The sequence below is a fragment of the Microbacterium sp. M1A1_1b genome (assembly GCF_053345565.1).
This window is the reverse complement of sequence record NZ_JBKFAJ010000001.1, coordinates 910,588-924,402: the sequence shown is the minus strand read 5'-3', so window position 1 is coordinate 924,402 and position 13,815 is coordinate 910,588. Positions and strand designations below refer to the sequence as shown.

General features: G+C 69.4%; 13 protein-coding genes and 1 rRNA gene. 6 read left to right on the top strand and 8 right to left on the bottom strand.

Features of this window, described 5'->3' with window-relative positions; translation table 11 throughout:
• Positions 1 to 92, top strand: a 5S ribosomal RNA gene (gene rrf, locus ACLBWP_RS04560); the annotation flags it as partial.
• 237 nt (positions 93 to 329) lie between these two features.
• On the opposite strand, the gene ACLBWP_RS04555 is transcribed toward rrf, so the two are convergent.
• Both ACLBWP_RS04555 and ACLBWP_RS04550 read right to left on the bottom strand, forming a co-directional pair.
• Positions 330 to 611, bottom strand: a complete 282-nt coding sequence (locus ACLBWP_RS04555; protein ID WP_447654237.1) for a hypothetical protein — start codon at positions 609 to 611, stop codon at positions 330 to 332.
• Positions 612 to 673: 62 nt separating this feature from the next.
• A complete protein-coding gene (locus tag ACLBWP_RS04550; RefSeq protein ID WP_447654236.1) occupies positions 674 to 2,293 on the bottom strand; it encodes a DHA2 family efflux MFS transporter permease subunit in 1,620 nt (539 codons plus the stop codon).
• Between the two features lie 68 nt (positions 2,294 to 2,361).
• Between ACLBWP_RS04550 and ACLBWP_RS04545 the strand changes: the two genes are divergently transcribed.
• Both ACLBWP_RS04545 and ACLBWP_RS04540 read left to right on the top strand, forming a co-directional pair.
• Entirely contained in the window at positions 2,362 to 2,922 is a 561-nt protein-coding gene (locus ACLBWP_RS04545; RefSeq protein WP_447654235.1) for an N-acetyltransferase family protein, read from the top strand.
• Positions 2,923 to 2,981: 59 nt separating this feature from the next.
• Positions 2,982 to 3,914, top strand: a complete 933-nt coding sequence (locus tag ACLBWP_RS04540; RefSeq protein ID WP_447654234.1) for an NADP-dependent oxidoreductase — start codon at positions 2,982 to 2,984, stop codon at positions 3,912 to 3,914.
• A 51-nt stretch (positions 3,915 to 3,965) separates the two neighbouring features.
• Here ACLBWP_RS04540 and ACLBWP_RS04535 read toward each other — a convergent pair whose 3' ends face one another.
• From ACLBWP_RS04535 to ACLBWP_RS04520, 4 genes are all read right to left on the bottom strand, one after another.
• A complete protein-coding gene (locus ACLBWP_RS04535) occupies positions 3,966 to 4,592 on the bottom strand; it encodes a response regulator transcription factor (RefSeq protein WP_447654233.1) in 627 nt (208 codons plus the stop codon).
• Positions 4,589 to 5,818, bottom strand: a complete 1,230-nt coding sequence (locus tag ACLBWP_RS04530; protein WP_447654232.1) for a sensor histidine kinase — start codon at positions 5,816 to 5,818, stop codon at positions 4,589 to 4,591. The genes ACLBWP_RS04535 and ACLBWP_RS04530 overlap by 4 nt, the downstream gene beginning before the upstream one ends.
• Positions 5,819 to 5,880: 62 nt before the next feature.
• Positions 5,881 to 6,726 carry an ABC transporter permease gene (locus ACLBWP_RS04525; RefSeq protein WP_447654231.1) on the bottom strand — a complete coding sequence of 282 codons (846 nt, stop codon included), beginning with the start codon at positions 6,724 to 6,726 and terminating at the stop codon, positions 5,881 to 5,883.
• Positions 6,723 to 7,562 (bottom strand): ABC transporter ATP-binding protein, encoded by an 840-nt coding sequence (locus ACLBWP_RS04520; RefSeq protein WP_447654230.1) that lies wholly within the window; start codon positions 7,560 to 7,562, stop codon positions 6,723 to 6,725. Before ACLBWP_RS04520 ends, ACLBWP_RS04525 begins: the two co-directional genes overlap by 4 nt.
• A 169-nt stretch (positions 7,563 to 7,731) precedes the next feature.
• Between ACLBWP_RS04520 and ACLBWP_RS04515 the strand changes: the two genes are divergently transcribed.
• From ACLBWP_RS04515 to ACLBWP_RS04505, 3 genes are read left to right on the top strand one after another with little or no spacing between them, the layout of a single operon-like run.
• A complete protein-coding gene (locus ACLBWP_RS04515; protein WP_447654229.1) occupies positions 7,732 to 8,094 on the top strand; it encodes a lactococcin 972 family bacteriocin in 363 nt (120 codons plus the stop codon).
• A 35-nt stretch (positions 8,095 to 8,129) separates the two neighbouring features.
• On the top strand, positions 8,130 to 9,989 hold the full coding sequence (locus ACLBWP_RS04510; protein WP_447654228.1) for a hypothetical protein: 1,860 nt from the start codon (positions 8,130 to 8,132) through the stop codon (positions 9,987 to 9,989).
• Positions 9,986 to 10,639, top strand: a complete 654-nt coding sequence (locus ACLBWP_RS04505) for an ABC transporter ATP-binding protein (protein ID WP_447654227.1) — start codon at positions 9,986 to 9,988, stop codon at positions 10,637 to 10,639. Before ACLBWP_RS04510 ends, ACLBWP_RS04505 begins: the two co-directional genes overlap by 4 nt.
• Before the next feature lie 406 nt (positions 10,640 to 11,045).
• Here ACLBWP_RS04505 and ACLBWP_RS04500 read toward each other — a convergent pair whose 3' ends face one another.
• Together ACLBWP_RS04500 and ACLBWP_RS04495 are read right to left on the bottom strand one after the other, a co-directional pair.
• A complete protein-coding gene (locus ACLBWP_RS04500; RefSeq protein ID WP_447654226.1) occupies positions 11,046 to 13,142 on the bottom strand; it encodes a UvrD-helicase domain-containing protein in 2,097 nt (698 codons plus the stop codon).
• 112 nt (positions 13,143 to 13,254) lie between these two features.
• Complete coding sequence (locus ACLBWP_RS04495; protein WP_447654225.1) at positions 13,255 to 13,773, bottom strand: hypothetical protein; 519 nt, start codon at positions 13,771 to 13,773, stop codon at positions 13,255 to 13,257.
• Positions 13,774 to 13,815 lie beyond the last annotated feature (42 nt).

Genomic DNA, 13,815 nt, shown 5'->3' with positions numbered 1-13,815 from the left:
CGCCCGGTCACATTCCGAACCCGGAAGCTAAGCCTCTCAGCGCCGATGGTACTGCAAGGGGGACCTTGTGGGAGAGTAGGACGCCGCCGGACTCAACGTGCAACACCAGGAAACCCCTGACCTTCACTGGTCAGGGGTTTTCTGCGTTCCAGGGGGTCTTCCACTCTTCTTGCATCCATCCCGGTGCGAGCACGGAACGGACGGACGTGACAGTTGCACCGGGCCTGCGCCGGTCGGCAGAAAGTGCATATCGAGATGGCGGTCGGTGTGATGCGGGCGGTTGCCGCGCCTCCTGACCGTTGTCGTGCAGGAGCCGCGGAGCGGCCCGGTCAGCACCAGTTGCGGCGCTGCTCGCGGAACCACCGGGGTGTCAGTGCCGGTGGGAGGTACCAGGTTGCTGCCGCCCCGAGGACAGTGAGCGTTGCGGGGATCCAGAACACCCAGGTCGGTGCGTCCGTGGCGAGGACGACGCTCACGGGGACGATGCCGAGACCGAACCAGAACAGACCGAATACCCAGTACGACAGGCCGTCTTTCGCCCACGAGCGCCAGACTCCGGTGTACCCGACAGTGCCGATGAGCATCAGGACGGCACCGATGATCCAGATCACGTCGTCCTCCCAGGTCGTGGCTGTGCGTGACGACCCTACGGTGCCGCGGGCGCTGCGCTGGGTCAGTCGGCGCTGGTGGTGGCGGGCTGTGCAGCGTCGTCGGCGGACTCGTCCTCGCGGCGGGGTGCCCGCAGTCGCAGGGTCGCGCCGAGCCCGATGACCAGGAAGCCCGCGGCCGAGAACGCGGCAGCGCGGGTGCCGTCCGAGAACGCGACCTCGGCGCTGTCGCGGGTGTCGCCGGTCAGCGAGCCGATCGCGCCGCCCGAGGACTGCACGACCGCGTCGGCGACCTTCGAGGCCGCGGCCGCGGGTGCGCCGGCGTCCTGCAGGCGGTTCTCGAGGACCGTGCCGGTCGAGGTGAAGAGCACGGTGCCGAGAACGGCGATGCCGAGGGCCGAACCGATCTGGCGTGCGGTGCTCTGGGCGCCCGAGGCCTCGCCGCTGCGCTCGACGGGGACGTCCTGCAGCACCACACCGGTCAGCTGGGCGGTCGCGAGCCCGACACCGAAGCCGTAGACGAACAGGCACGGGACGATCGCCCACCATGCGGTCGTGGCGCTGATCACGAAGCCGATCGCCGCGACCCCGATGATCTCGGCACCGATGCCCATCCGGACGATCGGCAGCGCACCGATCCGCTGGCCGACCGTCGCAGCGAACCCACTGGCGACGAACGAGCCGATGGCCAGGGCCAGCAGGACGAACCCGGTCTGCAGTGCGGTGTAGCCGAGGACGTTCTGCAGCCAGAGCGGAAGGCTCAGGATGATGCCGAACTCGCCGAGCGACACGATGAGCGCGGCGATGGAGCCGTTGCGGAAGGAGCCGATCCGGAACAGGTCGAGGGCGATGAGTGCCGAGCGACCCGACCGCTGCCGGCGCAGGGACCAGCGGACGAACCCGACGCCCGCCAGCACGGCGACCAGGAACGCGATCGGGATCGGGGAGATGCCCGTCGACCACGACCAGTTGCCGATGGTGAGTGGCGTCGACGAGGGGGTCCACCAGCCGTAGGTGCGTCCCTCGATCAGACCGAACACCAGGGTGGCGCTGGCGACGACGGACAGGACCGCGCCGACGACGTCGATGCGCTCTGCGTGAGCGGCGTCGCGGGACTCCTGCACGGCGTAGACCAGGCCGACCAGGATGATCGCGACGATCGGCACGTTGATGCCGAAAGCCCAGCGCCACGAGAAGTCGGTCGTCAGCCAGCCGCCGAGCAGGGGCCCGACGGCGACCATCCCGCCGATCGTCGAGCCCCAGACGGCGAAGGCGATGCCGCGCTCGCGTCCGGTGAACGTGGCGTTGAGGATCGAAAGCGTCGTGGGCAGGACCATGGCCCCGCCGATGCCCTGCAGGATCCGCGAGACCACCAGCAGGTCACCCGTGGGGGACAGGGCAGCGAGCACGGACGCGACTGCGAAGACGATCACACCCGTGGCCAGCAGTCGACGTCGGCCGTACCGGTCCGCGAGCGCGCCGAACACCAGCAGCAGGGCGGCGAACACGAGCGTGTAGCTCTCCTGCACCCACTGCACCAGGGTCGAACCGATGTCCAGATCAGCGACGATACTGGGGATCGCGACGTTCACGATCGTGGAGTCGACGATGATCAGGGCGACGGCCAGGCTGATGACGACCAGGCCGATCCAGCGGCGGCGGTCGGGTGCGGCGGTGGTGCTCACGAGGGGTCCTCTCGGGTGTTCAGCATGCTGACGAGTTGACGGTACTCCCTGTCGGGCAGGATGGCCGCATGGGGTTGCTTGGCGACGACGTGGCGCAGTCCGGTGTCCGGTTCACGGTCCGCTCGACGGTGGAGGACGACTGGCCCCTGGTCCGCCAGACCCGCATCGAGAACGCGACCGACAACCCGGTGTCGTACGGGGCGACGCTCGCGACCACCCTGGGCATGACCGAGGACGACTGGCGGATGCGCGCTCGCCGCGGAACCGCGCCGGACGCGATGAGCGTGGCGGCGGTGCACGACGACACCGGCCGGTGGATCGGGATGATGAGCGCGCAGGAGCAGGACGGGCCGATGCTGACCGGCGTGTGGGTGACGCCGTCGTTCCGCGGCCGGGTGCACGGCGTGGCCGACGCGTTGTTCGCCGCGGTCCTGGCGTGGGTGCCGGGGCGCGGGGACACGCTGACGCTGTGGGTGGACGAGGGGCCGGCGGGTCTGCCGGCGCGCCGCTTCTACGCCCGACACGGGTTCACGCCGACCGGGCGACGACGGGCGATCGGGTTCGCGCCGGGGGACTCGATCGAGATGGCGATGCCCGTGCCGGGTGCGGGCGGGGCTGGGAACGCCTGACGCCGTCGAGTGCTCGCGCGGCTGGGAGCCGTCGGGCGTCGACCGGTAGAACGGAAGGCATGCAGGTCGTCGGAGTCACAGAGTTCGGAGGGCCCGAGGCCCTCGCCGTCCACGAGGTCCCGGAGCCCCACGCGGGAGCCGGGTCGGTCCGGATCCGCGTGCAGGCGTTCGCGGTCAACCCCACCGACACGGGTGTCCGGGCCGGTGAACGTGACAGTTCCCAGGCGTCGCCGCCGTACGTGCCCGGGATGGACGCCGCCGGGGTCATCGACGAGGTCGGACCCGACGTGTCCGGCTGGCAGGTCGGTGACGCGGTGATGGCCATGGCGCTGCCGCTCAGCACCCACGGCGGTGCCTATGTGCAGGAGCTCGTCGCGCCGGTGGGCTCGTTCACCCACGTGCCGAAGGACACCTCGATCGAGTTGGCCTCGACCGTGCCGATGAACGGACTGACCGCGATCCGCATCCTCGAGCTGGCGGGCGTGCAGCGCGGCGGGATCCTGGCCGTCACCGGTGCCGCCGGGCTGCTCGGCAACTACCTGGTGCAGCTCGCCAAGTCCGAGGGCATCACGGTCATCGCCGACGCCGCGCCCAAGGACGAGGCGCTCGTGCGCTCGCTCGGGCCGGACCACGTCGTGCCGCGCGGGGACGGGTTCGCGGATGCCGTGCGGGCGATCGTGCCCGAGGGCGTCGACGCGCTGGCCGACGCCGCCGTGCAGCGCGACGTGGTCGTGCCCGCCGTGCGTGACGGCGGTTCGTTCATCGACGTGCGCGGGTGGCCGGGCAACGGCGCCGACGGCGTGCGGTTCGAGCAGGTGATGGTGTTCGGCGAGTACCGGTCGTTTGACAAGCTCGAGCGGCTGCGACACGCCGTCGAGGGCGGGACGATCACGCCGCGGGTGGCCGAGGTGCTGCCGGCGTCGCGGGCGTCCGAGGCGCACGAGCGGCTGGAGGCCGGTGGAACGCGAGGGCGCTTCGTGCTGACCTGGTGATGCCGTGCGGGGCGCCGCTGATCGGCCGCGCCGCTACGTCCGCCGGCGTGATCACCGGAGCAGGTCGAGCTCCATCGCGCGCGTCACGGCGCGCGTGCGGTCGTTCACACCGAGCTTCTCGAACACGTGGCCGAGGTGCGTCTTCACGGTGGTCTCGCTGAGGAACAGTGCGCGGCCGATCGCCGGGTTGCTGTTGCCCTGCGCCACGAGCCGGAGGACGTCGAGCTCGCGCGGAGTCAGCGATGGCGCGGTCGGCACCGAGCCCGTGGCCCGACGCACCAGGGCCGCTGCAGCTGAGGGCGCGAGCGCCGTCTCACCCCGAGCGGTGGCGCGGACGCCCGCCAAGATCTCGGACTCGGGCGCTGCCTTGAGCAGGTAACCGGTGGCCCCGGCTTCGATGGCGGCGAGGATCTGGTCGTCGGACTCGTACGTGGTCAGGATCAGCACGCGGATGCCGGGATCGGCGCTGAGGATCTTCGCCGTCGCTGCGTCGCCGTCGAGCCGCGGCATCCGCAGGTCCATCAGCACGACGTCCGGGCGCTCGGCCAGCACCACGACAACCGCGTTCTCGCCGTCCGGCGCCTGACCGACGACCTGGATGTCGTCGGCGTCCTGCAGCAGCGCGACGATGCCGGCGCGGACGATGGGGTGGTCGTCGGCCACCACCACGCGGATCACCGGGCCACCCCCGCCACCGGCCGCTCGGCTGACGCCGGGACAGACGGGAGGACCGGTGCGGACGGGAGGCTCGGTGCTGCCCCGGTGGGCAGCGTCGCCGTCACGACGGTGCCGCGACCCGGGCCGCTGGTGATCCGGCACGACCCGCCCGCCAGCGCGAGGCGCTCGCGCAGGCCGCGGAGCCCGTGGCCCGCTGAGCTGACGGCCGTGTCGAACCCGACCCCGTCGTCCGTGATCCGCAGCGTCGTCTGCTCGGGTTCGTGCAGCAGTGCGACCTGCACCGCGGTCGCGCGAGCGTGCGCGCGGACGTTGCCCAGGGCCTCCTGGGCGACGCGCAACAGCACCACCTGCGCATCGCGGTCCAGCGCACACTCCGGAGCGTCGACGGTGACCGTCGTGCCGGTCTCGCGGGTGTGACGCTCGCCGAGTCGGTGGAGGGCTCCGCCGAGGCTGTCGCGCGTGACGCCGGCGGCTCCGGCAGCGATGAGGGCGCGAGATTCTTCGAGCGCGGCACGTGCGGACTCTTCGAGCACGACCAGGCGGTCCTGGAGTGCATCGATCCGGTGGCTGGCCAGGTCGCTCTGCGCGCGTTCGGTGAGCATGACGATGCCGGCCAGGTTCTGCGCGACGGTGTCGTGGATCTCACGCGCCAGACGTTCGCGCTCGCTGGCGATGCCGGCGTTGCGATTCGCCTGGGCCAACGAGGTCTGCGTGGCGCGGAGCTCGTCGAGGAGTTCACGGCGGGACTCGGACAGGTCCGCGATGCTCGAGATCCAGATGCCCATCGCGCAGGCCCCGATGATGCTGATGCCCTCGATCAGGAGCGTGCTGACCAGGGCGTCTGGACCGCCGGAGACCTGCAGGCCGATGCCGCTGGCAACCCCGACCGCGATCGAGAACAGCACGCCGGTGCGGATGCGTTCCGTCTGGACCCAGATCAGCGGGAACACGATGCACTGCACGAACGCCGTGCTCGGTGCGATCGCCGGCAACACCGCGGCTGACACGACGACCAACGGCAGGAACACCGCAGCGGCCTTCGGTTCGGCGTAGCCGCGATGCCCGTACGCGACGTAGGCGAGGACCAGGACCGCGATCATCGCGTACGCCGGCCACCGCGACGACCAGGGCGACCAGCCGAACGCCGCGATCACTGCGGTCAGGGCCATGGTCGCCCCGAAGAAGGCGTGCAACCAGCGGTTGCGGACCCAGCTCTCGGTGCTCATGGCCACAGCCTGCCACCCGGACACGCCCCGATCGGAGTTGTCCACAGGCCGGATCCGGCGCATCAGGAGTCCTTGCGGTTCCAGCGGAACGTGAGGAGGCAGGCCACCGTGCCCACGACCAGCCATCCGACCAACACGAGCGTTCCGATGCCCAGGTGCCACGCGCCTCCTGGCTCGGCGCCCGCGAACGCGTCGGGCAGGAAGACGGAGCGCATGCCGGACGCCATCCAGCGCAGGGGGAAGACGGACGCTGCGTTCTGCAGCCAGTCGAGCAGCTGGGTGAAGGGGAGGTAGACGCCGGAGATGAACTGCAGGACCAGCACGATCGGGACGATCGTGGCGGTGGCCCGGCGGCCCTCGCGCGGCAGGGCCGAGATCGCGATGCCGAGCACACAACTGGTCGCGATGCCGAGGACCATGATCCCCGCGAACCGTGCCCACAGGGTGCCGTCGGTGGGCAGGTCGACCCCGAACACCAGGCTCGCGATCAGCAGCAGCAGGGCGGTCTGGATCACGGTGGTCACCAGGACCATGCCGATCTTGCCGACGAAGTAGCTCAGCACCGGGAGCGGTGTGCCGCCCAGACGCTTGAGCGTGCCGTCGCTGCGCTCGCCGGCGATGTCGACACCGAGCGACTGTGTGCCCGACAGGAGGATGCCCGTCGCGACCAGACCCGGTAGGTAGTACGTCGCGTAGTCGACGCTGACGTTCCGCCCGGCCTGGATGTCCGGAGCACTGCTGAACGCGACCGAGAACAGGGCCAACATGATGATCGGGAACAGGAACGTGAAGAAGACCGAATCCGGAGCGCGGAAGTACGAGCGGATCTCGTAGCTGATGCGGGCGGCACCCATGCTGGCGGTGTTGGTCCGGCTCTTGGTCGTCAGTGCGCTGGCCGTCGTGGTCATTTCGATCCCACCATCTCGAGGTAGACGGACTCGAGGGACGGGCGGATGACCTCGAGGTCGTGCATCGGTTCGGTGCTGCTGCGGATCCGTTCCGCCGCGTTGGTGGTGCGTTCCTCGTGCACGTCGCCGGCATCGTCGCGCCAGCGGATGCGCGGCGTGCGAGCCTGAGCGCCGCCGATCTCGTCGATCGGGGCGATGTCCAGCAGCTTGCCGTCTGCTATCACCGCGGCCCTGTCGGCGAGCTGCGCGGCCTCGTCGAGGTAGTGCGTGGTGAGCAGGATCGTCGTGCCCTCGCGCTGCACCTGTTTCAGCAGGTCCCAGAACTGGCGCCGGGCCTCGGGGTCGAAGCCCGTCGTCGGCTCGTCGAGGAACAGGACCTCTGGGCGGCCGATGATGCCGAGTGCGACGTCGACGCGGCGACGCTGCCCACCCGAGAGCCGGGCGATGCGGGTGTTCCGCTGCTCGGTCAGGCCCGTTGCGGCGATGAGCTCGTCGGTGCTGCGCGGGTTCGGGTAGAGCTTGCCGAAGTGGTTCAGCTGCTCCGCGACCGTGACGTTGGGGGACTCGCCGCTGGTCTGCAGCACGATGCCGATGCGAGCGTTGTGGCTGCGGCTGGCACGGGCCGGGTCGTGGCCGAGGACGCTGACGTGGCCATCGGTGCGGGATCGGTAGCCCTCGAGGATCTCGACGGTGGTGGACTTGCCGGCGCCGTTCGGGCCGAGCAGCGCGAAGGTCTCGCCCTGCGCGATCGTGAAGGAGACGTCGTCCACGGCGCGCTTGCCGGTGGGGTACTGCTTCGCGAGGTTGCGGACCTCGATGGCTGGGGTGTCGGGCATGGTGCCAGCCTGGCCTGGTCTTCGGCTCGGTGGGTCGGGGGAGCGGGCGGGGTTGCATCCTCCGATCGGAGGATGGGGCAGTGAATATGCAAGACTTCAGATGACGGAATTGTTTGTGTAGCGTCAGTTCCGGTCGAACTCCGACCTGAACCGACGAGGGGAACACCACATGAAGAAGTCGATCTTGACCATCGCGCTCTGCGCGTTGACGACGCTCGCAGGGACGATGGGTGCCAGCGCCGCATCCGCCGCCACTGTCGGCGACACTGACGCAACGGGCGGGAGTGTCACGCTCGATTCGCCGAAGACGGCGCGCAACGGCACTCAGGTGGTCGGCGGGGGGATCTGGACGTACGCAGTCAGCAGTGGACGAGTCACCTCGGTCTACGACAACTCGAAGCTGGTGCACAGTGCATCCGTGAAGTCCGCCGGAGTCACGAAGTCCTCCGGCAAGGTCGCGAAGGGGAAGATCGCCTCCGCGAGTCGGCCCTCCGCATTCAGTGGCAACCAGGCCTTCTGGAACATCTACTGATCCGGTCCTTCGCGACCGCCACCATCATCGCGGTGGTGGCGGTCGCGCTCTTCTCCGCGGGCCTCGTCGTCTTCCTCGCGGGCAGCGTCGAGGCCCTCGGCTATGCGTCGGGACGAACCACGATCAACCTGACCGATCTGCCGTTCGGGCCCACGAAAGCGGAGCACATCGAGCTCCTCCAGCGTCTGGCGAGTGACGACGGCGTCGACCTCGCGTTGCTCGTTCCCGACCGCAGCGGCGCGCCCGGTGAACTCGACGCGTACGTGCTGCACGGCGACATCGCCCGGCCGGCGTTCTGGGGGGAGATCACCGACCGTCCAGTTCGTGACATCGGTGACGCTGTCATCGTCTGGACGTACGCCATCGATGGGTCCGGTCCGGACGTGTCACGGTTCCTCGGTCACCTCGGCGAGGCTGGGTTCACGTTCTCGAGGGCCGAGCCGTTGCCGCTCCCGACACTGCTCGAGGCGTTGATGAAGCCCGGTGTGGCCGGAATCGGCTTCGCGGTGTCGATTGCGCTCCTCATCGCGCTGGTCTCGGAGTCGCATCACCGCGCACCCCGCCAGCGCGTGCGTCGTCTCGCTGGTTGGACCCTCGGACGCATCGCAGCACGCGAGCTCATGGACATCGCCGTGCTCCTCCTCACCGCATTCGCGGCCGTGTTCGCCGGACTCGCCGGTTTCCTCGCAGTTCGCGGAGCGTCAGACGCCGTCTGGGTTCTTTGCTGGACCTCGTTCGCGACCGTCAGTGCCATCGCTCTCGCAGCCACGGCAGGATCCCATGTCGGCTTCGCGGTCATCAGCGGACGTCAGCTCGGCGGGCCGGACGTGCGCCGCTGGCGGCCGGTGCTGACGGCAGCATCGGGGATCGCGCTCGTCGCCGTGCTGGTCGGGAACGTGTCGACTATCACGTCAGCGAGCACCGCTGCGAGAGCACTCGAGGCCTCGCTCGCTGCGGAAGCAGCGCATGGTGACGATGTCGTCCTGGGCGTCGGGTTCGCGGGAGAACGCCAGGACCTGGCACTCGGGAGCATCGGCGCCGCAGCAATCGAGCGGAAGCGTGCCCGGATGGCGATGACGAATGCCTTTCCTGATGCGCTGTTGGTCGCGGGAAGCGGCACCACCGGCCTACCGGAGTCGGTCGCGCGGCGCGACGGTGTCACGGTGCTGGTTCCCGAGGCCATGCACGGGCGCGCGCATGAGATCGAGAACGAGGTCCGGAGCGGCATTGCGGAAGGCTGGGCGCTCGATGACGCAGATCCGCCGAGGACGCCGTCGGTGTCCACTGAGGTCGTCGAGAGCACCGCTCCCATCGTCGAGGCCGCTGACCGGTGGGTGGATTGGGGAGCCCCGAAGGGACCGACGTGGCCGGAGATCGCAGTCGTCGTCGTGTCGGACGTCAAGGACATCGCTCCGAACCGTGTCGGCACCGCAACCCACAACGGAGAGGTACGGTTCTCGGACCGCGCCAGCCTGGAACAGGCACTGCACGACGAGCACGTGTTCGACGTGGTCACCCAGGTCAATGCCGTCGGCGCCGTGATCGACCGGCGGCTCGCGGCGGTCCGAAGCGACCGGATCGTCCTCGCTGGTGCGAGTCTTGCTGCCCTTGTCGCGGCGCTCTTCGCCGCCGGAAGTCTCGTCACGAGCCATCTCCGCCGCGGGCAGCGCGCACACCGTCTCTTGCGTCTCGTCGGGCGACATCCTGCAGTACTGCATCGTTCGTTCGTCTTGGGAGCAGCTGCAACGAGCGGATCCACGGCACTCCTGACCCGTGCACTCGGGACCTCAGATCCCGCCGAGATCTTCGGTACAGCTCTGGCTGCAGGGAGCGCCACCGCACTCGTCCTCAGCGTGCTGATCGCCCTTGACCACGTCTGGAGAAGGAGAGCATGACCCAGCGACGAGCACACATCACGGCTGAGGGGCTCGGCTACGACATCGGGACACGAACGCTGTGGGACGGGCTCGACGTCCGGGTGGGACCGGGTGAAGCACTCGCCCTGCGCGGACCGTCCGGCCAGGGGAAGAGCACGCTGTTGCGATGCCTCGGCGGGCTCGAGCGTGCCACACGGGGCACGATCCACGTCGCCGGCATGGACCTGGACCAGGCGCACCCTCGAGCGCTTCGACGCCTCCGCCGCCACGACATCGGCTTCGTCATGCAGGACCACGCGATCGTTCCTGAGTGGACAATCGAGCAGAACCTCCGTGTGCTGCCGTTCACTGCCGCCGAGCGTCGAGAAGTCCCCGCTCGGATGCACCAGTCGCTGCTCATGGTGGGACTGCACGGCCGCCAGCGTGTGCGCGCAGGGACACTCAGCGGCGGGGAACAGCAGCGGGTCGCCGTGGCGCGGGTGCTCCTGCAACGACCGCGAATCGTGCTCGCGGACGAACCGACAGCGTCGCTTGACGACGAGAGTTCCGCGCGGGTTCGGTCGGGGCTCGACGTGCTGCGGGCATCCGGAAGTGCGGTCGTCGTCGCGACGCATGATCCGGAGCTCGTCATGTGGGCTGATCGGAGCCTCGATCTGTCGGCTCGGTGAACGAGGAAGCACGCGCGATCATCAGGAGAAGCAGACCCGTGTCGTCACCACGATCCGGGTGCTGTGGGCTGCGAAATGGGGGAGTACCGGAATGGAGGATCGGGGCCGGGTCGAGCTGTGCCTCCAGTCCGCCTGTGGCGCGTTCGCGCGATGCGCGCCCACCGCTGGAGTTCCTGCTCCACGCGGTCCGCAGCAGCGTCCGGGTCCTCGTGCTCCCAGACGCGCAGCACCTTCCAGCCCTCGCTGCGCAGGACCGCATCGTGATGCGCATCGCGCTGTCGGTTCGCCAGGAGCTTCGTGCGCCAGAGTTCCGCGTTTGCCTTCGGTAGGTGGATGTGCTGGTCGCAGTGGTGCCAGAAGCAGCCGTCGACGACCGCGTCCGTTGCCGACTTCTGTGGAGAAGTGGTCAGGCGTCCCGCGGCTGTTCGCGGCCGAGTGCCCCGACCCACAGCCCGTCGCGCGCCCGGGTCATCCCCACGTACAGCTGGCGCCGGTCGAGCTCGCGCCGCTCGCGGGCCGCAACCGATTCTGTGGTCGGCGCATCACGGAGGAGCTTCGCCGGGACGTGCGGCAGCAGGACCTGCTTGAACTCGAGGCCCTTCGCCCGCTTGATCGTTCCCACGCGGACCCGGTCGGAGCTCTTGCCGGCGTAGTGCTGCAGTGACACGGACGGCACCCCGGCGGCGTCGAGCACGGCCTTCACCTTGTCGGCCTGCGGGTTCGTCGCGGTGAGGATGCCGATGTCACCACGGCCGGTCCCGACCAGGCGCAGGACTTCGTGGACCCGGGCGAGGAGCGCAGCGTCGTGCTCGGAGCGGTTCGCGAATTGGTGGACGCCAGGCTGCGGGCCGGAACGCGTGACAGCTGAGACCGCGTCGCCGGCTCCGTCGACGCCTTCGATGTCGACGAACTGGTCGTCCGCGACCATCTGCTTGGCGAAAACGAGGATCTCGGCCGTGTTGCGGTGGTTGACGTCGAGGACCACACCGCGACCGGCCAAGCTGATGCCGACCTCGCCGAGCGTGTACCCGCCCGGGTAGATCGTCTGCTGGCCGTCGCCGATCAGGGTCAGGCCGTCCGACCGGTCGCCGACCAGGGCGTGCAACAGCGACACCATCGCGCACGACAGGTCCTGGGCCTCGTCGACGATGACGGCGTCGTAGCGGTCGAGCGGCTGCTGACGGACAGCGTCGCGAGCGAGCAGGACGACGTCCTGGAAGTCGCAGATCCGTCGCTCGCGCAGGTTCGCCGAGTACGCCTGGTACAGGTCCCAGACCGCTTGTCGCACCTCCACCGGCAGTGCGTGCCTCCGGCCAACCCGCGCCAGGTCCGCGTACTCGTCGAAGTGCGTCAGCCCGCGCCCCTTGACGACGTGGGCGATCTCCTCGATCCAGTAGTCGCGCGTGAAGCGCGATGCGCGCAGTGGACTGGAGGCCCCGATCGCGTTCCACGCATCGGCGAACGCTCGCTGCGCCTCCAGGGGGTCGACGCGGAACGCGACTCCGCGCTCCTTCAGGAGCTGACTGGCGAATGCATCCACGTTCACGAAGTGGACGCGACCCACCATGTCGGGTGCGAGGCGTTCGAGCAGCGACTCGAGGACCGCCGGCAGGGTGCGGATGTAGGTGGTGAAGAGGACGCGGCCGCCGGTCGCGCGCGCCAGGTAGGCGGCGCGGTGCAGGCCGACCACGGTCTTGCCGGTGCCGGCGGCGCCACGGATGCGCGCCGGGCCGTTGAAGCTGCGGCGGACGAGCTTTGCCTGGGCGGGGTCGAGGAAGGCCATCCACTCCTCGATGGGGGCATCGAGGACGCCGTCGAGGAGCAGGTCCTGCAGTTCCTCGGTCGGGATGAGCGGGTCGGGATCGCGGGGGAGGACCGTCGCGGGAACGACGACCTGCACCGGTGCCAGCTGCTCGTCGTCGATGACGGGGAAGTGGGCGAGCACTGCGGACAGGAGCTCGTCGACGCGAACGGACGACAGGCGCCGGCCGCGCTTGGTGATGTGCGCGATGAGGTCGTGGACGCCGACGACATCGACGGACGCGACCTCGGCGTGCATCTTCCTCTGGCCCGCGAGGGCGACGACCGCGTGGACCTCGCCCGGGGGCAGGCCGATCTCCGCCAGAGCAGCCTCGGTCTTCCACGCCAGGTCGGCCAGGTTGGCGACGTCGTCCGTCACGTCCTCTTGGCCGCGGGTGATCCGTCCCTCGTGGACAGCGACATCGCGCCAGGCCTTCGTGTCGACGATGAAGACACCCGCGGGTCCGATGACGACCGTGTCGACCTGGGCGGTCTTGCTGCCGGGCCAGCGGCGGTCGGCGAGCAGGTAGTACCCGATGCCGGCCAGGGGAGCGAGGATCTCGGCGGTCTCGCTCTCGGTGCGGTGGGCGATCTCGTAGCGGCTGGCGGTGGCTTCGGCTTCGTCGGCCTGGCGTCGGAGTTCGTCTGCCCGGCCGCGTTGGCGGCGGGCTTCGAGGCGTGCTGAATCGCCGGCGATGGTCATCGTGTGTGGTCCCCCTCGGCCGGGCGCCTCCCTCGGGCGCCGGTCGTGAATCATTCTCCTGGACAGGACAATTAGTCGGGAGCACCCGTTGTGGGGGAACCGGCGTCGACGGTCAGGAGGTCTTCGTCAGCTCACCCCGAGCGGCCCGATGCCAGCCCGCGCCCGTGTTGTCGCGGAACGTGATCGCGTCCACGCCCCGAGCATCCGAGATGGTGAACGGGCGCATCGGGTCGTTGATCTCCGAAAGCGGCTTCGGGTAGTCCCACTCCGCCGCCGCGTCTTCCTGCACGGTGTTGGCCACGAAGAACTCTCCTGGAGGTACGCACTGCAAGCTTGCGACTCGGGGTGAGGAGAAGCCGTGGCATTCGACCTGCACGTCATAGACGGGGTCGTCGGAGGAGTTACGGATGACGACTCCAAAGACGACTCGCCCCGCAGTTCGGATCCGCGTGGCCGCCCAGGCGCTGACCTGCGTCGCCTGCCGCTTCCGTTCTGCATCGCGTACTTTTTCGTCCCGCCCCAACTCAATGCGGAAGAGGCGCTGTGCTTGATAACCGGCGTACAACGCCGCAAGCAACGCGCACGCCGTCGCCACAGAGCTCAGCCCCTCGAAGAACGTGCTCCAGTCCACGCCGCCACATTAGCAGTGGCATTCAACGTATCGAGAGCGTAT